General features: G+C 68.5%; 21 protein-coding genes. 5 read left to right on the top strand and 16 right to left on the bottom strand.

What is annotated here, in order from left to right:
- Positions 1-11: 11 nt before the first annotated feature.
- From RR42_RS28120 to phnG, 8 genes are all read right to left on the bottom strand, one after another.
- A complete protein-coding gene (locus RR42_RS28120) occupies positions 12-599 on the bottom strand; it encodes an MOSC domain-containing protein (RefSeq protein WP_236702214.1) in 588 nt (195 codons plus the stop codon).
- Positions 596-1,837 carry an alpha-D-ribose 1-methylphosphonate 5-triphosphate diphosphatase gene (locus RR42_RS28115; protein ID WP_043354801.1) on the bottom strand — a complete coding sequence of 414 codons (1,242 nt, stop codon included), beginning with the start codon at positions 1,835-1,837 and terminating at the stop codon, positions 596-598. Before RR42_RS28115 ends, RR42_RS28120 begins: the two co-directional genes overlap by 4 nt.
- Positions 1,838-1,909: 72 nt before the next feature.
- Positions 1,910-2,683, bottom strand: coding sequence for a phosphonate C-P lyase system protein PhnL (gene phnL, locus RR42_RS28110; RefSeq protein WP_419188914.1), 774 nt, complete (start codon positions 2,681-2,683; stop codon positions 1,910-1,912).
- A 2-nt stretch (positions 2,684-2,685) separates the two neighbouring features.
- Positions 2,686-3,474, bottom strand: a complete 789-nt coding sequence (gene phnK / locus RR42_RS28105) for a phosphonate C-P lyase system protein PhnK (protein ID WP_043354800.1) — start codon at positions 3,472-3,474, stop codon at positions 2,686-2,688.
- Positions 3,471-4,382: an alpha-D-ribose 1-methylphosphonate 5-phosphate C-P-lyase PhnJ gene (locus RR42_RS28100; protein ID WP_043354798.1), complete on the bottom strand. Its 912-nt coding sequence runs from the start codon at positions 4,380-4,382 to the stop codon at positions 3,471-3,473. The genes phnK and RR42_RS28100 overlap by 4 nt, the downstream gene beginning before the upstream one ends.
- Positions 4,379-5,533 carry a carbon-phosphorus lyase complex subunit PhnI gene (locus RR42_RS28095; protein WP_043354796.1) on the bottom strand — a complete coding sequence of 385 codons (1,155 nt, stop codon included), beginning with the start codon at positions 5,531-5,533 and terminating at the stop codon, positions 4,379-4,381. Before RR42_RS28095 ends, RR42_RS28100 begins: the two co-directional genes overlap by 4 nt.
- 1 nt (position 5,534) lies before the next feature.
- Complete coding sequence (gene phnH / locus RR42_RS28090) at positions 5,535-6,113, bottom strand: phosphonate C-P lyase system protein PhnH (RefSeq protein ID WP_052495266.1); 579 nt, start codon at positions 6,111-6,113, stop codon at positions 5,535-5,537.
- A 79-nt stretch (positions 6,114-6,192) separates the two neighbouring features.
- Complete coding sequence (gene phnG, locus RR42_RS28085) at positions 6,193-6,711, bottom strand: phosphonate C-P lyase system protein PhnG (RefSeq protein WP_043354795.1); 519 nt, start codon at positions 6,709-6,711, stop codon at positions 6,193-6,195.
- Between the two features lie 196 nt (positions 6,712-6,907).
- Here phnG and phnF point away from each other — a divergent pair, with 196 nt between their 5' ends.
- The 4 genes from phnF (at position 6,908) to phnN (ending at position 10,361) form a co-directional block, all read left to right on the top strand.
- Positions 6,908-7,642 carry a phosphonate metabolism transcriptional regulator PhnF gene (gene phnF, locus RR42_RS28080; protein ID WP_043354793.1) on the top strand — a complete coding sequence of 245 codons (735 nt, stop codon included), beginning with the start codon at positions 6,908-6,910 and terminating at the stop codon, positions 7,640-7,642.
- A gap of 93 nt (positions 7,643-7,735) precedes the next feature.
- A complete protein-coding gene (locus RR42_RS28075; protein ID WP_043354791.1) occupies positions 7,736-8,932 on the top strand; it encodes an alpha-D-ribose 1-methylphosphonate 5-triphosphate diphosphatase in 1,197 nt (398 codons plus the stop codon).
- Between the two features lie 26 nt (positions 8,933-8,958).
- Positions 8,959-9,720, top strand: coding sequence for a DUF1045 domain-containing protein (locus tag RR42_RS28070; RefSeq protein WP_043354789.1), 762 nt, complete (start codon positions 8,959-8,961; stop codon positions 9,718-9,720).
- Between the two features lie 11 nt (positions 9,721-9,731).
- On the top strand, positions 9,732-10,361 hold the full coding sequence (phnN, locus tag RR42_RS28065; protein ID WP_052495264.1) for a phosphonate metabolism protein/1,5-bisphosphokinase (PRPP-forming) PhnN: 630 nt from the start codon (positions 9,732-9,734) through the stop codon (positions 10,359-10,361).
- Here phnN and RR42_RS28060 read toward each other — a convergent pair.
- The 6 genes from RR42_RS28060 to RR42_RS28035 all read right to left on the bottom strand — a co-directional run bounded on the left by RR42_RS28060 (position 10,315) and on the right by RR42_RS28035 (position 17,732).
- Positions 10,315-11,595, bottom strand: a complete 1,281-nt coding sequence (locus tag RR42_RS28060; protein ID WP_052495032.1) for a CoA transferase — start codon at positions 11,593-11,595, stop codon at positions 10,315-10,317. The two genes, phnN and RR42_RS28060, sit on opposite strands and share 47 nt — an antisense overlap.
- Before the next feature lie 36 nt (positions 11,596-11,631).
- Positions 11,632-12,828, bottom strand: coding sequence for an acetyl-CoA C-acetyltransferase (locus tag RR42_RS28055; protein WP_043354788.1), 1,197 nt, complete (start codon positions 12,826-12,828; stop codon positions 11,632-11,634).
- Entirely contained in the window at positions 12,825-13,649 is an 825-nt protein-coding gene (locus tag RR42_RS28050) for an enoyl-CoA hydratase/isomerase family protein (protein WP_052495031.1), read from the bottom strand. The genes RR42_RS28055 and RR42_RS28050 overlap by 4 nt, the downstream gene beginning before the upstream one ends.
- Positions 13,642-14,391 (bottom strand): 3-oxoacyl-ACP reductase FabG, encoded by a 750-nt coding sequence (fabG, locus tag RR42_RS28045; protein ID WP_043354787.1) that lies wholly within the window; start codon positions 14,389-14,391, stop codon positions 13,642-13,644. The genes RR42_RS28050 and fabG overlap by 8 nt, the downstream gene beginning before the upstream one ends.
- Positions 14,392-14,537: 146 nt before the next feature.
- Positions 14,538-16,643, bottom strand: a complete 2,106-nt coding sequence (locus tag RR42_RS28040) for an acetate--CoA ligase family protein (protein WP_043354786.1) — start codon at positions 16,641-16,643, stop codon at positions 14,538-14,540.
- A 111-nt stretch (positions 16,644-16,754) separates the two neighbouring features.
- Positions 16,755-17,732: a tripartite tricarboxylate transporter substrate binding protein gene (locus RR42_RS28035; RefSeq protein ID WP_043354783.1), complete on the bottom strand. Its 978-nt coding sequence runs from the start codon at positions 17,730-17,732 to the stop codon at positions 16,755-16,757.
- A 147-nt stretch (positions 17,733-17,879) separates the two neighbouring features.
- On the opposite strand from RR42_RS28035, the gene RR42_RS28030 reads away from it, so the two are divergent.
- A complete protein-coding gene (locus tag RR42_RS28030; protein ID WP_043354781.1) occupies positions 17,880-18,809 on the top strand; it encodes a LysR family transcriptional regulator in 930 nt (309 codons plus the stop codon).
- Between the two features lie 27 nt (positions 18,810-18,836).
- On the opposite strand, the gene RR42_RS28025 is transcribed toward RR42_RS28030, so the two are convergent.
- The gene (locus tag RR42_RS28025; protein WP_052495030.1) at positions 18,837-19,334 is read right to left on the bottom strand and encodes a GNAT family N-acetyltransferase; all 498 of its coding nucleotides are present in this window, start codon (positions 19,332-19,334) and stop codon (positions 18,837-18,839) included.
- A 43-nt stretch (positions 19,335-19,377) separates the two neighbouring features.
- The gene (locus RR42_RS28020; protein ID WP_043354779.1) at positions 19,378-19,914 is read right to left on the bottom strand and encodes a phosphonate degradation HD-domain oxygenase; all 537 of its coding nucleotides are present in this window, start codon (positions 19,912-19,914) and stop codon (positions 19,378-19,380) included.
- Positions 19,915-19,963: the final 49 nt, after the last annotated feature.

The raw sequence follows: 19,963 nt of genomic DNA, 5'->3' as shown, positions 1-19,963 counted from the left end.
TCGCACCCTGCTCAGACCCGATCCAGCTTCCGGTGAGGCTCGGGCGGCAGCGTCACGCGGATCGCGTCGTGCGCGCGCACCAGTCCGCCGGCCACGACGATACCCATGACGCCGGCCTTGCGCACCAGCTTGCCTTCATCGTCCCGACCCAGGACCCGCGCGAGCAGGCCCGGCTGGAAGTGCTCGATCTGCGCGCAGGGATTGCGCAGCCCCGTGATCTCGACCAGCGCGGTCTCGCCCAGGTGCAACCGCGCGCCGGTTGGCAGCGCCAGCAGGTCGATGCCCTGCGTGGTGATGTTCTCGCCCAGCGCGCCCGGCGCCACCGCATGGCCAGCGGCTAGCAGCATCGCCTGCAGTTCCACCGATAGCAGGTGAACCTGCCGCAGGTTCGGCTGGCTCGGGTCCACCGCCACGCGGGAACGGTGCTTGACGGTTTCCCCCAGATGCGCGTCACCCTCCACGCCCAGCCCGGCCAGCAGGCGGATGACCGGCGTCACCGTCTTGCTGAAGGTGTGCGTGGCGCTCAGGCTTACCGCGGCCACGCTGCCCGCCTGCGGCGATTCGGCCCACCCGTTGCCAATATCGGCCGCCATGGTCATGCCGCCGCACGCCTTGGTTCGCCTGGTGCGTCGGACGCCGGCATCTGGACCACGCCCGTGCCGTCAGGCGCCAGGGCGCCCGCCGGATAGCGCGCGGCAAATACCAGCCGGCCCGATGACCACGTATGCGTCACCAGCGGCTGGCCGGCCACCATGGCGACCGCCACCAGGTCGGCACGCAGCCCGGCCCCGATGCGCCCGCGATCGGACAAGCCGCAAGCCGCGGCCGGGTTGGCGCTGACCAGCGCGGCAGCCTGTGGCAAGCTCAGGCCAGCGAGGCGTTCCGCGGCAAAGGCGGCGGCAATCAGCGTGGATGGCTGGTAGTCCGAGCACAGGCAGTCCGCCACACCGGCGTTGATGGCGTCGATGGCGCGCATGGAGCCGCTCTGGCTTTGGCCACGCAGCACGTTGGGCGCGCCAAGTATGGTCGGCAGCCCCTTTGCCTTGGCGGCCTGCGCCGTCTCCAGGTTGATCGGGAACTCGCTCATGCGCACGCCCAGCGCATGCATGGTGGCAATACGCTGCGCCGAGTCGTCATCATGGCTCGCGGCCGGCACCCCTGTGCGCGCGGCCAGTGCCAGCAGGCGTTCAACCCGGTCCAGTGCGCCGTCCTGCTCCACCAGTTTCCTGGCAGCGGCAGCGTGGGCCTCTTCGAGGCTCATGGCGTGGTTGCCCATCATGTAGGCCAGGTAAGCCTCCAGTGTCTTGAACTGGCCCTGCCCGGGCGAATGGTCCATCACCGAGACCAGATCCACCAGGCCGGAATCCACCAGTTGCTCCAGCACCGGCAACGCGCTGGCGTCGGTGACTTCATAACGGCAATGGATGCGGTTATCCACCAGGCTGTGGCCGCGAAAGGCGGCCACGGCGCGCACGAGCTCGCCGGCGGTGTCGAAGTTGCGCACGCCGAACGAGCTGCCGGCGAACGATATCGCATGGTAAGGCGTGGTGATGCCCGCGGCGGCGTTGCGGCGATCGATCTGCGCCACGGCAAAATCCAGCGGGAACATCACCTGCGAGCGCGGCTCGGCTTCTTTCTCGATGGCGTCGCAATGCAGGTCGACCAGGCCGGGCAGCAGCGTCTGGCCACGCAGGTCGATCACCTGGGCAGTGCGCGGCACGGCGGCGGCATCGGGCTCGATGGCCGCGATGTGGCCGTTATCGATCAGCAAGGCGCTGTCAGCTAGCACGCCATCGGGCAAGACGATCCGTGCATGAGTCAGGTAAGCAGGAAGCATGGTCGGTTCCGGGAACGATTGGGAACAAGTGGAAACGCTTGGGAGCGAATAGCTGCGATCGGGATGAATGGCTCAGCCCGCGACAGCCGCAAGCTTGCCGGCCGGCGCGGCCTCCAGGACAGCCGGCGGGTGCAATGGCAGCAGCCTGGTGGCCACCGCCTCGCGCACGGCTTCATCATGGAAGATGCCGACCAGGCACCGGCCCTCGGCCAGCGCTTCGCGGATCAACGCCACCACCACCGCGCGGTTGCCCGCGTCGAGCGAGGCGGTCGGCTCGTCGAGCAACAGCACCGGATGGCCGCCGATCAGCCCGCGCGCGATGTTCACGCGCTGCTGCTCACCGCCCGAGAACGTCGCGGGCGGCAAGCTCCACAGCCGGCCCGGCACCTGCAGCCGCGCCAGCAGCACCGCGGCACGCTCGCGCGCTTCGTCGGCGCTGGCGCCGCGCTGCTGCAGCGGCTCGGCCACCACGTCGAGCGTGCTCACGCGCGGGATCACATGAAGGAACTGGCTGACATAGCCGATCACCTCGCGCCGCAATTGCAGGATGCGTTGCTCCGGCGCGCGGGTCAGCTCCACCCACGCGTCGTTGTCACGGATGCGGATGCTGCCTTCGGTGGCCAGGTAGTTGCCGTACAGACAGCGCAGCAGCGTGCTCTTGCCCGCGCCGGAACTGCCAGCCAGCACCAGGCATTCGCCAGCGGCGGCATCGAAATCGATGGCCTGCAGCACGGGCAGGCGCGTGCCGCCCTGGTTGTGCAGGATGAAGGTCTTGCCGAGGCCGCGCACCTGGATGCGCTGGGCGTCGGCAGCCATGCCTTGATGGTTGTAGCCGTCTTGCGTCATGATCAGCCCTGCAGAATGGAAGACACCAGCAACTGGGTGTACGGATGGTGCGGATCGTCGAGGATCTGGTCGGTCAGGCCGCTTTCCACCACGCGCCCGCCCTGCATCACCAGCGTGCGGTGCGCCAGCAGGCGCGCCACGGCAAGGTCGTGGGTGACGATGATGGCAGCCAGCCCAAGGTCCGCCACCAGGCGGCGCAGCAGGTCGAGCAGGCGGGCCTGCACGGAGACGTCGAGCGAGGCGGTGGGCTCGTCCATGAACACCAGGCGCGGATGCGTCACCAGGTTGCGGGCGATCTGCAAGCGCTGCTGCATGCCGCCGGAGAAGCTGGTCGGCGCATCGTCAAGGCGGCCCAGGTCGAGCTCCATCTTTTCCATCCACGTACCGGCCACTTCGCGCAGCGCGCCATAGTGGCGCCCGCCCACGGCCATCAGGCGCTCGGCGATATTGGCGCCGGCGCTCACCCGCATGCGCAGGCCATCGCGCGCGTTCTGGCGCACGAACCCCCAGTCGGTACGCGCCAGCAGGCGCAGACGGGCGTCGGATAGCGTGGCAAGGTCAACCAGCCCCTGCTCGCGGGTGTCGTAGCAAACGCTGCCGGATTCCGGCGCCGCCTGCCAGGACACCGCCTGCAGCAAGGTGCTCTTGCCCGAGCCGGATTCGCCCACCACGCACAGCACTTCGCCGGGGAACAGATCGAAACTGACATCGTGGCAGCCATGCACGCCGTCCCAGGTGCGGGTCAGGCCGCGCACGGACAACAGCGGCTGGTGCGGATCGGTGCGGCTCATGCGGCCTCCTTGCGTGCGCTGGCTGCCGCGCCGTTGGGCCCGGTCTCACCCTGCTCCTGGCGGGTGGCGCAGTACTCGGTATCGGAGCAGACGAACATGCGCCCGCCCGCGTCGTCGGTGATGATTTCATCGAGATAACTGTCGGTGGAGCCGCATAGTTCGCAGCAGCCATCCCACGTCTCCACCGCGAACGGATGGTCGTCGAAGTCCAGGCTCTTCACGCTGGTAAAGGGTGGCACCGCATAGACCCGCTTCTCACGCCCCGCGCCGAACAGCATCAGCGCCGGGCTGTAGTCCAGCTTCGGGTTGTCGAACTTGGGGATGGGCGACGGCCGCATCATGTAGCGCTGGTTGACCATCACCGGGTAGTCGTAAGTGGTGGCAATGCGCCCGTGGCGGGCGATGTCCTCGTACAGCTTGACATGCATCGCGCCGTATTCGGCCAGCGCGTGCATGGTGCGGGTCTCGGTCTCGCTCGGTTCCAGCCAGCGCAGCGGCTCCGGGATGGGCACCTGGAACACCATGATCTGGCCCTTCGCCAGCGGTGTTTCCGGAATCCGGTGACGGGTCTGCACGATCGTGGCTTGTGCGGTGCGCTCGGTGGTCTGCACGCCTGTCACGCGGCCAAAGAAGCGGCGGATATTGATGGCGTTGGTGGTGTCGTCCGAGCCCTGATCGATCACCTTGAGCACATCGTCGCCGCCAATGATGGAGGCGGTGACCTGGATGCCACCGGTGCCCCAGCCGTAGGGCAGCGGCATCTCTCGGCTGCCGAAGGGCACCTGGTAGCCGGGGATCGCCACCGCCTTGAGCAGTGCGCGGCGCAGCATGCGCTTGGTGGATTCGTCCAGGTAGCCGAAGTTGTAGTGTTCGTCGCGCACGACGGTGTTGGCATTGGTGTCGGTCATGATGCGATGGCCTCCTGCGCCAGCACTTGGGAGATGACGGCTTCGTCTTGCCCGGGCGGCGTGGGCGCCGGGGACGGCACGTCCTGCCCGCGCTCGGCGCGCAGGCGCCGCAGCAGTTCGAGATTGGTCTGGAAATCCACGTAGTGTGGCAACTTCAAGTGCTGCACGAAGCCGGAGGCCTCCACGTTGTCGCTGTGGTAGAGCATGAACTCCACGTCGTTGGCAGGCGCATCGGCGGCTTCGCCCAGTTCGGCGGCGCGCATGGCGCGGTCAGCCAGCGCCATCGACATGGCCTTGCGCTCGCCATAGCCGAACACCAGGCCGTAACCGCGCGTAAAGCTCGGCCCTTCCTGCGCGTTGCCGGCGAACTGGCTCACCATCTGGCATTCGGTGACCTCGATCTCGCCGATGGTCACGGCAAAGCCCAGCTCTTCCACGAACAGTTCCACTTCTACCTCGCCGTAGCGGATCTCTGCCGCGAACGGGTGCGAGTTGCCGTAGCCGCGCTGGGTGGAGTAGCCCATCGACAGCAGGAAGCCTTCATCGGCGCGGGCCAGGTTCTGCAAGCGCGCCGGACGCGCCGCGGGCAGCTCCAGCGGCTCGCGCGTGAGGTCGGGCGGCGCGGGGTCGTGCTCGGGCACGGTCTCCGGCTCGATCAGCGATTCCTGGCGCAGCAGGTCCGTCACGCGTGGCATGCGTGTGTCAAGCGTGGTTGCCGCGGCCTGCAGCGGCGCGTTCTCGCGCTCGGCTTCCAGCGTGAAGTCGAGCAGGCGCTGGGTGTAATCGTAGGTCGGCCCCAGCACCTGCCCGCCCGGCACGTCCTTGAAGGTGGACGAGATCCGGCGCTGCAAGCGCATGGCGCCAGTATCGAGCGCCACCGAATAGCCAAAGCGCGGCAGCGTGGTGCGATAGGCGCGCAGCAGGAACACGGCTTCGATCAGGTCGCCCGCGGCCTGCTTGATCGCCAGCGCGGCCAGGTGCGGGTCATATAGCGAGCCTTCGGCCATCACGCGCGACACGGCCAGCGGCATTTGCTCGCGCACCTGCGCCAGCGTCAGCTCCGGCACGCAGCGGTCGCCACGGCGGTAGTCATCCAGCATGCGGTACGAATTGAGGATGGCGCGCTCGCCCCCTTTGACGGCAACGTACATATCAAGCCTCCGCTTGGGTGGTGCGCGGCAGTGCGCACAGGGCGCTGCCACTGGTCAGCAGCACGTCCACGCCGAGCGGGAAACGCGCATGGTTAGCCTGCCACTGGGTCCAGAAATCGGCCGGCAAGCCCTGCACGGCCAGCGTGGCGTGGGTCTCGATGCCCGGGCCGCGCAGCGTGACCTCGGGGCCGCTGTCCAGCGATGCGACCTCGATCAGCAACGTGGCGGAGCGGTCCGGGTAGGCCGGATCGCCCTGGGCGCAAGCCATCAGATCGGGCACGGCATGGCCGGCCGGCACTACCACGAAGGCCGCCTGCGCCACTTGCGCCACCAGCGGGCAGCCGCAATGGAAGCGCAGGAAGGCGCGTACGCCTTCGGGCGTCTCGGGCGGCAGCCACAGCGGCGTATCGCTGTCGACCAGCGCGAGCAGCAGTGCACTCAAGCCCGGGGACAAGCCCTGCGGCACGCCGCACGGCTCGGCCAGCTCGCCAATGCTGCCCGGGTGGGACATGGCATCCAGCGCGGCGCGGAAGGTCCGCTGCGCCGATGGCACCGCATCATCGAAGCCAGGCAGCAGCATCGGCGCAAGCGCGCCGTGCCGCCCCGCGGGCACGTTGTCGTATCCAGCCGTCTGGGCGGCAATCGTTTGGCCTGACATCTCAGTCCTCTCCACGCACCATGGTAAAAAACTCCACCTTTGTCTGCGCCGCCACGGCGGCTTTGTGTTCGCCTTGCGCCGTGCGCGCCCGGGCCAACGGCGCGACCACTTCGGCCTGCACGCGCGCATGCCAATCGGGCAACTGCAGCAGCGCATCCAGCACGGCAATCTGCTCCGCCTGGGCGTGTGTGCGGCCTTGCACATAACCCACCCCGACCACGCCAGGCTCCAACGTCACCGCGCAGCGCGTCACGCTGACCTCACCGAGGTTGAACTGCGCCCCCGTGCCGCCGGCGCGCCCCCGCACCATGGCCATGCCGCTCTGCGGCTTGCGCAGCAGGCGGTAGGCCGGCAGCGCGCCGAGGCGGCCCACGGCCTGCGCCAGGGCATCGGGAGCTGCCAGAGCCAGCACGCGCAGCCAGGCGGCGCGGGCTGCTTGAGCCGCTTGAGCTGCGCGATCCGCTTGCTGCCGGGCCGCCTCCCCTGCCTGCGTGCCCGCTTCGGTATCGGTTCGATCCATTTCACATCCCCTATACGTCTATACGTTTAGATGTAGAATACCATCCATGGCCGAACTACAACACAGCCAGATGAAGCTTTCATGACGCCGTGCCGTGCACTTGTGCCTCGTGCACGGCACGGCCAGGTTGAGGCACAATCGCATCCTATTGAAGCACGCAAATGATTAACGCAGGATGACGAAAAGGCGGGACACGATGGTGGAACAGGAAGTCGAGCGAGGTTCGGGAGTTGCGGTATGGCGCCAGATCGGCGAGGCCCTGGCGCTTGACATCCGCAACAAGCTCTATGTCCCGGGCGAGCGCCTGCCGCCCGAGCCAGAGCTGGCCACGCGTTTCGCCGTCAACCGCCATACCATCCGCCGCGCCATGGGCGAGCTGGAGCAAAACGGGCTGGTGCGCATCGAGCAAGGCCGGGGCACCTTCGTGCAGGAACACGCCATCGACTACGCCATCGGGCGGCGCACGCGTTTTTCGCAGAACCTGGCCAGCCAGGGCATGCGCGGGCACATCGAGGTGCTGGAATCGCAAACGTTGCGCGCGCCCGAGATCGCCAAGCATCTGGGCCTGACGCGCAGCGCGCCCATCCTGCGCGTGCAGATGCTGGGCAAGGCCGAAGCCCGCACCATCGACGTGGCCGAACATTATTTCGATGCCACGCGGTTTGCCGACATGGACGCGCAGATGCGCGCGCGCCAGTCGATCTCCAAGGCATTGGCCCATTACGGCATTACCGATTACACGCGCAAGTGGTCGCGCATCACCGCCGCCATGCCGACGGCGCCGGTGGCCCGCCAGCTCAACCAGCCCAAGACGCGGCCGATCCTGCAGGTGGAGGCGCTCAACGTCGACCTGAACGGCGCGCCGCTGCAATACAGCGTGACGCGCTTTGCCGGCGACTGGGTTCAGCTGACCGTAGCCGACCAGGACTAAAATGCGCAATCGCCCGCCGTTTGGAACGCACGTCCTACCGATCAAATTGGTCTAGACATCTGTTTGTCATCTGCCCGCGCTAAGGTCGCCAGCATGGATACCAATCACGCACCTCACCCCACCCTTGCCGGCCTGAGCGGCCGCCGCGTTCTCACCGCCAACGGCATTGCGCCGGCCGCCTTCGCATTGCGCGACGGATGCCTGGCGGGGCCGGCCAGCACGGCTGGGCCGGTCCTCGATGCGGGCGACCTGCTGGTGCTGCCTGGCATCGTGGACATTCACGGCGACGCCTTCGAGCGTGCCGTGATGCCGCGCCCCGGCGTGAGCTTTCCGTACACCAGCGCGCTGTTCGACGTGGACCGCCAGTTGCTCGCCCATGGCATCACCACCGAGCTGCACGGCGTGACGCTATCGTGGGAGGGCGGCCTGCGCGGCGAGGCTTACGCCCAGCGCATGTTCGACGGCCTGGAGCGCATGCGCGGCACCCTTGGCGCGCAACACCATGTGCACCTGCGCTTCGAGGCGCATCACCTGGCCGGGCTGGAAACCGCACTGGCCTGGATCGATAGCGGCAAGGTGCGCTTCCTGGCCATCAACGACCACCTGCCGCAGATGGCCACCCGCCTGCACGACACGCGCAAGCTGGCGCAGTACGCGGACCGCGCGGAGTGCGACCCGGTCATCTTCCGCCAGCGCCTGGAGCAAGCGGCCGCGCAGGCCGGCGGGGTGCCCCAAGGCGTGGCACGGCTGATTGCCGCCGCCCGCGCCGCCGGCCTGCAAGTCGCTTCGCACGACGACGGCGACGCCGCCACCCGCCAGCGCTACCACCAGCAAGGCTGCACCGTGGCGGAATTCCCGCTCACCGTGGATGTGGCCCGCGCCGCCCACGCGTTGCGCAACCACGCTGTGTTCGGCGCGCCGAACGTGATCCGCGGCGGCAGCCACACCGGCGCCCCGGATGCCACCGAGATGATCGCCGCCGGGCTGTGCAACGTGCTGGCCTCCGACTACTACTACCCGGCGCCCCTGCAAGCCGCGTTCCGCGTAGCACAGCTCGGCGTGCTGCCGTTGCCGGCGGCCTGGGACCTGGTCTCGCGCAATCCGGCGCGCGCCGCCGGCATGAACGACCGCGGCGCGCTCAGCCCCGGCCTGCGTGCCGACGCCATCATCGTCGACGACCGCGATCCCGCCCTGCCCCAGGTCTGCGCCGCCATTGTCGGCGGTGTGCTGCGCCACGCCACGCGTGCCTTCCCGCTGGTGCAGGCCGGCGGCGCGCGGCGCGCGGCCTGACCCGCATGCACAGGATGCCAAGCCCGATGTCGAACAATCCATTGCCACAGGCTTACCGCTACGCCATCTACCTCAATCCCGCCGCGCCCTTTCGGCGGGTGGGCGAGCAATGGCTGGGCCGCAGTGCCGAAACAGGGGAGGCGATCGCGCGCACCGTACCCGACGATGCCCGCCGCATGGCCCACATCGCCCGCTGGACTGAAGCACCGGCTCACTATGGCCTGCATGCGACGCTCAAGGCCCCGTTCCGGCTGGCGGATGGCCAAACGCCTGCCGGGCTGGACGCCGCCATGCGCGCCTTCGCGCGGTACCGCCAACCCTTCGCGGTACCGCTAGCACTGCATAACCTGCGGGGCTTCCTGGCCTGGTGCCTCGGCGGCGACGCCAGCGCCAATGCGCGCATGCACGCGCTGGCGGACGCAGCGGTTCGCGAGTTCGACAGCTTCCGCGCGCCGCCCACCCCCGCCGAGCTGGCACGCCGCAAGCCAGGGCAACTGAGCGAGCCAGCCCGGCGTATGCTGGATGCGTGGGGCTACCCATACGCGTTCGAGACCTTTATTTTCCACATCACGCTCACGGGGCTGCTCGACGAAGCCGAGCAAGACAGCGCCATCGCCATGCTGCAGGCCGCGAGCGGACCGTTGCTCCAGCAAGCGATGACAGTACGCGACGTCAGCCTGTTCGTGCAGAGCGCACCGGATGCGCCCTTCCTGGCCGCCCGCCACTATGGCTTTGATGGCAGCACCACCGATGCCGCCGGAGCGGCTCTGCTGGAAGCCGCGGCATGAGCGCCAAGGCCATGCGCACCGCGGCGCGCGCCGACATCGCCGCGCCCTGTGCCGAAGCCCCGGACGGCAGCGGCCTGGTCTACCTGATGGGCCCCTCCGGCAGCGGCAAGGACTCGCTGCTGCGCGTGATGCGCGACAAGTTGCAGGATGACGCCGGCGTACGCGTGGCGCAACGCTGGATCACCCGCGCCAGCAGCGCCGATGAAGACAGCGTGGCGATCACCCCCGCGGCGTTCGAGCACCGCGTGGCGCAAGGCGGCTTTGCGCTGCACTGGCGCAGCCACGGATTGTGCTACGGCATTGGGACCGAGCTTGACGACTGGCTGGCGCAGGGCTTGTGCGTGGTCGTAAATGGGTCACGCGAGCACCTGGCCGCCGCCCATGCGCGCTATCCGGCCCTGCACGCCGTGCAGGTCAGCGTGCGCCTGCACGTGCTGGGAGAGCGCCTGCGGCTGCGCGGCCGCGAGGACGAGCAAGCCATCGTGCGGCGCCTGCAGCGCGCGGGCGAGCCGTTCGCCGTGCCGGCGGGGTGCCGGCTGACGGTGATCGACAACAGCGGCGCGCTGGAGGATGCGGCAAGCGCGTTGATGCGGATCACGCACGAGCGCACGCGCCAGCGCCTGAACCAGCGCCAGCCGTAGGGTCCCGCTCCGGGCCCGCCACCACCCCGGCATCATGCAACCAGCCGACGGCGGCGCCATCCAGCCCCAGGACTTCATGCAGCACCTGGTCGGTATGCGTGCCCAGCAACGCAGCAGGCAAAGTTGCCTCGCGCTCCATCGACGCAACCCGCACCGCCGCACCGGCCGCCAGATGTTCACCGATCCCTGGGGTCGCAACGCGCTCGAACACCGGATTGGCAAGACTGACACGCGGATCGCCGGCCAGCAACTCGCCGACCGTGCTGTAGCGGCCCCAGCAGACCTTGCGCGCTTCCAGCAGGCCTTCCGCCTCGGCCTGCGTGCGAGTGGCAAACCAGGGTGCGACCAGCTCGGCAATGGCCTCGCGGCAGGCAAAGCGATCGGCCTCGTCGCCCAGGTTCAGGCCCGTGCGCTGCTCCAGCGCAGCCACCTGCCCGGCGATGCCGCAAGCCTCCACCAGCGCCTTCCATTGCCCAGCCGAGATCGCCGCCACCATCAGGCGGCCGCCGTCCAGCGTGCCAAAGTCGCGGCCGAAGGCGCCATACAGGTGATTGCCGATCGACGCCCGCTCCTGCTGCAGCAATTCGGCCTCGGCCAGCAGGCCAAGATGCGACAGCATGGTGAAGGCCATGTCGGACAACGCCAGCTTCAGCTCCGCGCCTGCACCCGTGCGCCGGCGCTGCTCCACCGCGGCGACCACGGCAAAGGCGGCCTGGTAGGCGCAGGCGATGTCCCAGGCCGGCAGCACATGGTTGACCGGCCGCTCGCGCGACCCGCCGCCGGTGACAGCCGGATACCCGGTGGCGCAATTGACGGTGTAGTCCACCGCCGTGCTGCCGTCGCCGTTGCCCTGGATGGTGCAACTGATCATGTCCGCGCGCCGCGCGGCCAGCGCCTCGTGCGCAAGCCACGGCGTGCCGATATTGGTCAGCAGTACGCCTGCGTCCGGCCCGGGCGCCGTCGCCAGGGCCTGCACCAGTTCACGCCCTTCGGGCTTGCGCAGATCGACCGCGATGCTTCGCTTGCCCTTGTTCAGCGCGGTCCAGTACAGGCTGCGCCCCTTGCCGCCGGCCTGCGGCATGCGCGGCATGCGCATGTAGTCGATGCCGCCGCCGATCATGTCTACGCGGATCACGTCGGCGCCGAACTGAGCCAGCGTAAGGCCGGCCAGCGGCGCTGCGATAAATGCTGAGCTTTCGACTACGCGCAGCCGGTTGAGCAATGGGTAGGTCATGGGAGCGGTCCGGTCCGTAGTGGCGTAATGACGGCGTCAGGCGCGTTCGAACACGGCTGCAATGCCCTGCCCGCCGCCGATGCACATGGTTTCCAGGCCGTAGCGCGCGCCGCGCCGGCCCAGTTCGTGCATCAGCGAGGTCATGATGCGCACGCCGGTGGCGCCCACCGGATGCCCCAGCGAGATGCCGGACCCGTTCACATTGAAGCGATCCGGATCGTTCCAGCCCCAGCCCTTGGCGCAGGCCAGCGCCTGGCAGGCAAAGGCTTCGTTCAGTTCCACCAGGCCCATGTCGTCGAAGCCCAGCCCGTTCTTGCCGAACAGCTTCTTGACGGCTGGCACGGGGCCGATACCCATGTGCGACGGCTCGCAACCGGCCACGGCCCAGCTATGCAGGTAGCCGATGGGCGCCAGGCCGAGCGCTTCCAGCTTGTCTTCGGCCACGATCAGGCAGGCGGCGGCGGCGTCGTTCTGCTGGCAGGCATTGCCGGCAGTGACGATGCCGTCCTTCATCAGGGGCTTGAGCCGCGCGAGCTGCTCGATGGTGAGGTCCCCGCGGATGCCCTCGTCCTCGCTCACGATCAGCGCCTCGCCCTTGCGCTGCGCAACGCTGACCGGCACCACCTCCTGCGCGAACTTGCCGCTGGACCACGCTTCGGCGGCGCGCTGGTGGCTGCGCAGCGCAAAAGCATCGGCCTGCTCGCGCGAGATGCCATAGTCGCGTGCCACGTTCTCGGCGGTCTCGATCATGCCGGAGATGCGGCCGAAGCGGGCTTCGGGCTGCGAGCGCTCGCGCCCGCGCTCCAGACGGTCGTGGAACTTCACGGTGCCGGCGCGCTTGCCCCAGCGCATGTCGGTGGTGTAGTACTCCACGTTGCTCATGCTCTCGACACCCCCAGCCATCACGACATCGGCGGCGCCGGTCTGCACCATCATCGCCGCCGTGGCGATGGCCTGCAGGCCGCTGCCGCAGCGCCGATCCAGCTGCATGCCGGCAACGCTGATCGGAAAGCCGGCCTGCAGCGCCACCCAGCGCCCGGTGCAAGGCACTTCGCCGTTGGCGTAGGAATGGGCGAACACCACATCCTCGATACGGGCCGGATCCAGGCCCGTGCGCTCGACCACGGCGCGCGCCACGGTAGCGCCGAGTTCTTCGACGGGGATACTGCGCAGGCTGCCGCCGAACGCGCCGATGGGCGTGCGCAGCGGGGAGACGATTGCGGCTCGTTTCATGATGGCATCCTTTGTTCATGATGCAGTTCGTCAGTGCCGAACCGCGGGGTTTCCCTGGCGAAGAAGGCGCGCACGCCTTCCTGCGCCTCCTTGGAACTGAACACGCGGTCCGATAGCGGCAGCGCCTGCCGCATGGCCTCGTCTTCAGTGGTGTCAAAGCTCAGGTCGATGGCCTGCTTGCACAGCGCCAGCGCCAGCGGCGGGCGCCGCGCCAGCGTGGCGGCCAGCGCCAATGCCGCTTGCAGCGCCTGGCCCGGCGGGGCCACGCGGTTGACCAGGCCCCAGGCCAGCGCGGTGGCCGCATCGATGGGTTCGCCCAGGAACATCAGCTCCTTGGCGCGGCCTTCGCCCACGCGCCGCGTGACGCGCACCGGGCCGCCGCTGCCGGGGAACACGCCCAGCTTGATCTCGGGCAGCGCGAAGCGCGCCGTCTCGTCCGCCACGATCAGGTCGCAGCAGACCGCGATCTCCAGGCCGCCGCCAAACGCCAGGCCGTTGACCGCCGCCACCGTCGGCTTGGGGAAATCGTCCAGCCGCCCAAACACCGCATGCTGCAAAGCGAGCTTGCCCGGCACGATCTGCCCGGGCCGCATCAGCGGGCGGAACTCGGCGATATCGGATCCCGCGCAGAAGGCACGGGTGCCGGCACCGGTCAGCACCACGGCGCGCACGGCTGGATCGCGCGCCAGCGCGTCCAGCGCACGGTCAAGCGCCTCGGTCAGGCCGCGGAAGACCACATTCAGCGGCGGGTTGTCCAGCGTCAGCGTGGCAATGCCGTCTTTGGCGGAGCAACGCACCGGCCCTGCCGAGATCTCAGCCATAGCGCCCACCGGTGACGTGCAGCACCTCGCCGGTAATGAAGCTGGCGCGCTCCGAAGCCAGGAAGGCCACCGCATCGGCGATGTCGCCCGGCCGGCCAACCCGCTTGATCGGCTGCGCGGCGACGGCGCGCTCCTTGATGGTCTCGTAGGTGGGCAAGGCCTGCACCATCTCGGTTTCCATGAAGCCGGGCGCCACGCAATTGACGGTCACGCCGTAGCGCCCTTGCTCCAGCGCCAGCGCCTTGGCCATGCCGATCAGCCCGGCCTTGGCCGCCGCGTAATTGGCTTGCGTGGGATTGCCGAAGTGCGCGCGCGAGCTGATGTTGATGACCCGCCCCCAGCCTTGCTCGATCAAACGCGGCATCACGGCCTTGGTGGCCAGGAAAGCGCCCTTGAGCATGACCTCCATCACCAGGTCCCAGTCCTCCTCGGTCATCTTGACGAGGTACTTGTCGCGCGGAAAGCCAGCGTTGTTGACCAGGATGTGCACCCCGCCAAAGTGCGCGATGGTTTCATCCACCAGCCGCTGCACATCGGCGCCCCTGGTGATGTCGGCGACGATGCAATGCGCCTGCAAGCCGTCGGCGCGCAGCGCGGCGGCCGTGGCTTCGGCCTGCTCGCGCAGGATGTCCGTGATCACCACCTTGACGCCCTCTTGCGCCAGGTGGCGAGCCGTAGCCGCGCCCAGCCCGCGGGCTGAGCCCGTGACGATGGCGACCTTGCCCTTGATCTGCAGGTCCATTCGGTTCTCCTCGGAATACGTGTGTCGGGATGGCTGCGCAAGCAGCTTCAGATTGGGTCAGATTGGAGCCGGCGGCTGGCTCAGGGCCACGCGCACAAAGCGCCGGATGCTGTCGCGCCGGGCGTTGAGGGTTTCGGCGTCGCGAATCATCGGGGCAGCTCCGTCACCTCGATCACGGCATCGACGGCAAAGGCGCCCTGTCCTTGCGGCATCGCAAACACCGGATTCAGGTCCACCGATTGCAGGCGCGGGCCGGCCTGGTGCGCAAACACGGACAGCCGCGCCAGCATGCCCGCCAGCGCCTTGATATCCACTGGCGGCTTGCCGCGCGCACCCAGCAGCAGCGGCGCGCCCTTGATGGAGCGGATCATCTGCTCGGCCACGTCCTCGCCGAACGGGCAACGGTGCAGCACCACGTCCTTCATCACTTCCACAAAGATGCCGCCCAGCCCGAACATGGCTACCGGGCCAAAGACGGGATCGCGCTGGATGCCGAGAATGCATTCCACGCCGCCACTGAGCTGTTTAGCGACCAGCACGCCTTCGAAGCGCGCGCCCGGCATGGCCTCCTCGGCGCGTGCAATCAACAGGTCGAAACCGGCACGCACGCCTTCGGCATCGGTGACATTCAGCAGCACGCCCCCGATCTCGGACTTGTGCTGGATGTCCGGCGACAGGATCTTGAGCACCACGGGATAGCCCAACGCCTCGGCCGCCGCCACCGCCTCGCCGGCCGCGGCGCAAGCGCGTTCCGGGGCGACGGCGATGCCGGCCTGCGCCAGCACGCGCTTGGCCTGCGCCTCGTCAGGCGTGCTGTCTGGCAGCGCCACCGCGGGCACCGAGGGCGGCGGCAAGCCGGGAGCGCGCTCAAACGCTTGCCCAAAACGGCCCATGGCTTCGATGGCCACCACCGCGCGGGTGGGATCCTCGAACACGGAAAAGCCGTCGGCCTCGTACTCGCGCACACGCTCGGGCGAGGCCAGCACCGACAGCAGGTACAGCCGGTCCGGATGCTTGTCGCGCACGCCCTTGAGCTGCTCGCGCAGGCGCGGCGCAATCGAGTCGGCGCCGCCTGTGTAGGTAAAGAAACCCAGCACCGACTGGTAGCCACCCTCGGCCACCACCGCTTGCGTGAAGCGGCCCGCGATGGTCATGTCGTTCAGGAACTGCGCCGTGCAGTCCACGGGGTTGCGCGGCGCGGCAAAGGGCAGCAACGCTTTCAGGCGCTCCTGGGTCGCAGGGGGCATCTCCGGCATCGGCAAGCCAGCCACTTCCGCCGCATCGGAGATAATGACGCCGGCGCCGCCGCTGACGGTAATCACGCCCAGGGAATTGCTGGCGGGATAGATGCGGCGCGTGGCCAGCCGTGCCACGTCGAGCATATGCTCGGTGGAGCGCGCCCGCACCACGCCGAACTCGGCCAGCACGGCATCGGTCACCGCGTCGTTGCCGGCCAGGGAGGCCGTGTGCGACTGCGCCGCCGCGCTGCCCACCGCGCTGGTGCCAACCTTCATCATGACCACCGGCTTGCGCGCCTTGCGCGCAGCCTCCAGCGCCTGCATCAGGCGCTGCCCGTCGCGGATGCCCTCGGCGTAGACTGCGATCACATCGGTGTTGTCGTCGTCCACCATGGCGTGGACGATGTCGCCCAGGCTGATGTCGCTCTCGTTGCCGCTCATCACGCAGGCCGACACGCCGATGCCTGCATCGCGCGCAATGCCCAGGATGTGGCTGCCATACGCGCCGGACTGGCTGGCAATGCCGACCCGCCCGGCCACCGGAAAGCCCATTTCCACCACCGAGGTGAAGCTGCCGTAAAAGCCGGTGCCGGGATTGACCACGCCCAACGAGTTCGGGCCAAGCAGGCGCATGCCGTATTTGCGCGCCGAGGCCACCATGCGCTGCTGGATCCGCGCGCCCTCGGCCCCGGCCTCGGCAAACCCTGCGGAAAACACAATGGCTGCCGCCGTGCCGCGCGCCGCCAGTTCCGCCACCACGTCGGGCGCCAGCTTGGCGGCCACCGCCACGATGGCCACGTCCGGCGTCTGCGGCAGGCCAGCCACGCTGGCGTAGGCTTCCAGGCCCTGGATGGCGGCGCGATTGGGATTGACCGGCATCAGGCGGCCCTGGTACCCCTGGCTGCGCATGTAGTCGATAGGCCGCCCGCCGATGCGCAGCGGATCGTCCGAGGCGCCGATGACGGCGACGGAACGCGGGCGAAGGAGACGAACAAGGGGATTACGGTCTGGCATGGCGAGATCGCTTGCAGGAAGAATGGTGGCGGCGCAGAGGGCGCGGAAAAGAAGTGAAGGCGGAGCCGACCGGGCCGGGGCGGCACCCGCCCAGGCCTTCGCAAGGCTGGCCTATTCGACTTTGGCGCCGGACGTCTTGACGACCGTTGCCCAACGGTCGATCTCGGCGCGGATCAACGCGCCGAACTGCTCTGGCGTGCCCGGCGACGGCTCGAAGCCCTGCGCGCGCAGGCGCTCCTTCATCTCCGGCGCGTCCAGCGCTTTGTGGATCTCGGCGTTGAGCTTGTCGATGATCGGCTTGGGCGTGTTTGCCGGCGCCATCAGCCCGTTCCACGCCAGGGTCTCGAAGCCTGGCACGCCGGACTCTGCCACCGTTGGCACACCAGGCAGCAGCGGCGAGCGCTTGGCGCCGGTGATGGCGATCGCACGCAGCTTGCCGCCATTGACCTGCGGCAGCGCCGAGAACATCAGGTCCATCACCAGCTGGGCATTGCCCGCCATCACGTCCGCCATGGCAGGCGCGCTGCCGCTGTACGGGATGTGGGTCATCTTCACGCCGGCCATCGAACTCAGCAGCTCGGTAGCCAGGTGCGTGGACGAACCGTTGCCCGCCGAGCCGAAGTTGATCGATCCCGGCTTGGCCTTGGCCGCGGCAATCACGTCCTGCACCGTCTTGTAAGGCAGCGACGGGGTCACCATCACCAGCATCGGGCCGCGCGTCAGCTCGCTCACCGGCGTGAGATCGGTCTTGATGTTGTAGCGCAGGTGCTTGTAGAGCGAAGGGTGAATCGAATGCCCCGTCGTCACCAGCAGCAGCGTGTAGCCGTCGGGCGCCGCGCGGGCCACCTGCTCCGCACCCAGGTTGCCGGAAGCGCCGGGCTTGTTTTCGACCACGAACGGCTGGCCCATGCTGTCACCCAGCTTCTGCGCCAGCAGGCGCACCACGATGTCATTGGTGCCGCCCGGCGGGTAAGGCACGACGATCTTGACGGGCTTGGCAGGAAAAGCCTGCGCCAGGGTAAGCGCGGGCAAGGTGAGAGCGGCGGTGGCCGCAACGGCAGCGGCAAGCCAGCGTTTCGTGCTGATCATCGATTGTCTCCGGTCTGAGGTCAGGCGCGGCCAAGCATGTGTCCGGCGCCCTCGGCTTCTTTGTGCCTGTTCCGGAAACAATCGTAAGCAATGTCATATACTTAATCCAATACTTTGCATGCACCTAGCTATACACGAGGTATATGGATGGACCTGCGTCAACTCAAGCAATTCGTAGCCGTCGCCGAGACCAGCAGCTTCAGCCGGGCGGCGGAGCGGCTCTTCATGGCACAGCCGCCGCTTTCCGTCGCCATCCGCAAACTGGAGGAAGAACTCGGCACGCCCTTGTTCGAGCGCACTGCCCGCGGGGTACGGCTGACCGCCCCCGGCGAAGCCGCCCTGCAAGCCGCCAGGAAATGCCTGCAGAATGCGGAAGAAGTCAGCACGGCCGCGCGCGCGAGCGCCACCGGCGAAGCCGGCCGGCTACGCATCGGGTTCATCGGCTCGGTCACGTTCGGTTTGCTGCCGCGGCTGATACAGGCGTTCGCCAAGCGCCACCCGCAGGTCAAGCTGGCGTTGCGCGAAGGCACCAACCTCGAACTGCTATCGCTAGTGGAAAACGGCGAGCTTGACGTGGGCTTCGTGCGCGTGCCCACCGCCCGCCCGGAAAACGTCCGCTTCCAGCTGATCCAGACCGACGTATTCTGTGCCGCGCTCCCGCGCGGCCACGCCCTGGCCAAGCACAAGCAGGTTGCCTTGCACGACCTCGCCGACTGTCCCCTGATCGGCTACACGCCCTCACGCGTGGGCGGCCTGCAAGCCGCGGTGTCGCACCTGTTCGCACGCGCCGGCATCAGCCCCTACATCGCGCAGGAAGCCGTACAGGTGCAGACCGTGGTAGGGCTGGTGGATAGCGGGCTCGGGGTGGCCCTGGTGCCATCGGTCAACGCATCGCACGCATCGGGCCGCGTAGTGTTCCGCCCGATCTCCGACCTGCCGCCGGATGCGTCGATCGGCATTTCCCTGGCGTATCACGCGCTCGCTGAAACCGCTGTCACGCAGCGTTTTCGCGAAAGCATCGAGGCGCCGGCGGAGAAGGCGCCCGGGGCCGGGGGGGGAAACGGCCAGGCGAAGTAGGGGCAAGCGGATGGGATAGCGCTACTGTCAGAGGTGCACCGCCGCCACCGGCAACCCTATGCTAAAGCTGGTCCCGTGCTCCGCAAACCCAAGGCGCCGGTAAAGCCGATGCGCCTGCACCCGGCGCGCGCTGGACGACAGCACCAGCTTTGAGGCGCCCGCCTCTTCGGCCAGCCGCATGGCGGCGTGCATCATGGCCGTGCCTACGCCGGTGCCGCGCGCGGCGTGGGTCACCACCACGCTTTCCACGATGGCCTCGCTGCGGCCGTCGTGCGCCAGCACCGGGAACACCAGCAGGCAGAACGTGCCGAGCGCTTCGCCGGCGGCGCTGCGCATCAGGTAGCAGCGATAGTACGGCATCGCCTTGAGCTGGGCGAACAGCGCGCGCATGCGCTGCAAAGGCAGCGGCGTCTCGTTGTCCATTTCGGCGAGCAAGGCGGCCACCTGCAGCAGTTCAGCATCGGTGCCGGTCACTTCGTGCAGGGTCGGGCCGCCCCTGGTGCGGTGTGCTTCAGGCAGGTCCATGCGGATATCGGTTCCGAGTGAAATTGCGCCGGTGCGATGCGGGTCAGGGCGCACGGCGCAGGCAGCGCGCCACCATCGGCAGGTAGTGCTCCAGCGGCGGCGTGGCAAGGCCGACGACCTTGGCCAGGTCGTCATAACGGCGCAGGCGCACGGCTGCCGGCCCGTGGGGGTGGTCGACGAAAGCCTGCGCCTGGGCCGCGCCAAAGGGGCCGCCCTGCAGTGCCAGGCTGTGTTGCGAGGCCGGCGACAGGATAGCCTGGTAGCCCGGCTCGGTAGCGCACAGGTAGCGCTTGGCGGCCACATGCATGCGCACCGGCTCGGTCACCTCCGGCCCAAACCCGACCGCCAGCAGGTCGGCGCCGACTTCCTGGTGGCGCAAATCGGTGGTGCTGTCCTCGGACATCACGAGGTGGCCGAGGTCGTGCAGCAGGCTGGCGACGATCAGCGGCTCGGGGTCGCCGGCCTGCTCGGCCAGCTGCGCGCACTGCAGCGCATGTTCGGTCTGGGTGATGGCCTCGCCGCCATAGAAGGCGGTGCCGTGGCCGGAGAAGAGGATTTCGATGCGCCTGAGGATCGTCATGATGATTTGTGTGTGCGGGCTGGTGTCGTGAGGCGGCTTGTGGCGGCTT

This window comes from Cupriavidus basilensis (genome assembly GCF_000832305.1).
Lineage (GTDB): Bacteria > Pseudomonadota > Gammaproteobacteria > Burkholderiales > Burkholderiaceae > Cupriavidus > Cupriavidus basilensis_F.
Note: the sequence above shows the minus strand (reverse complement) of the source record. Positions and strands in the feature narration are given on the sequence as shown.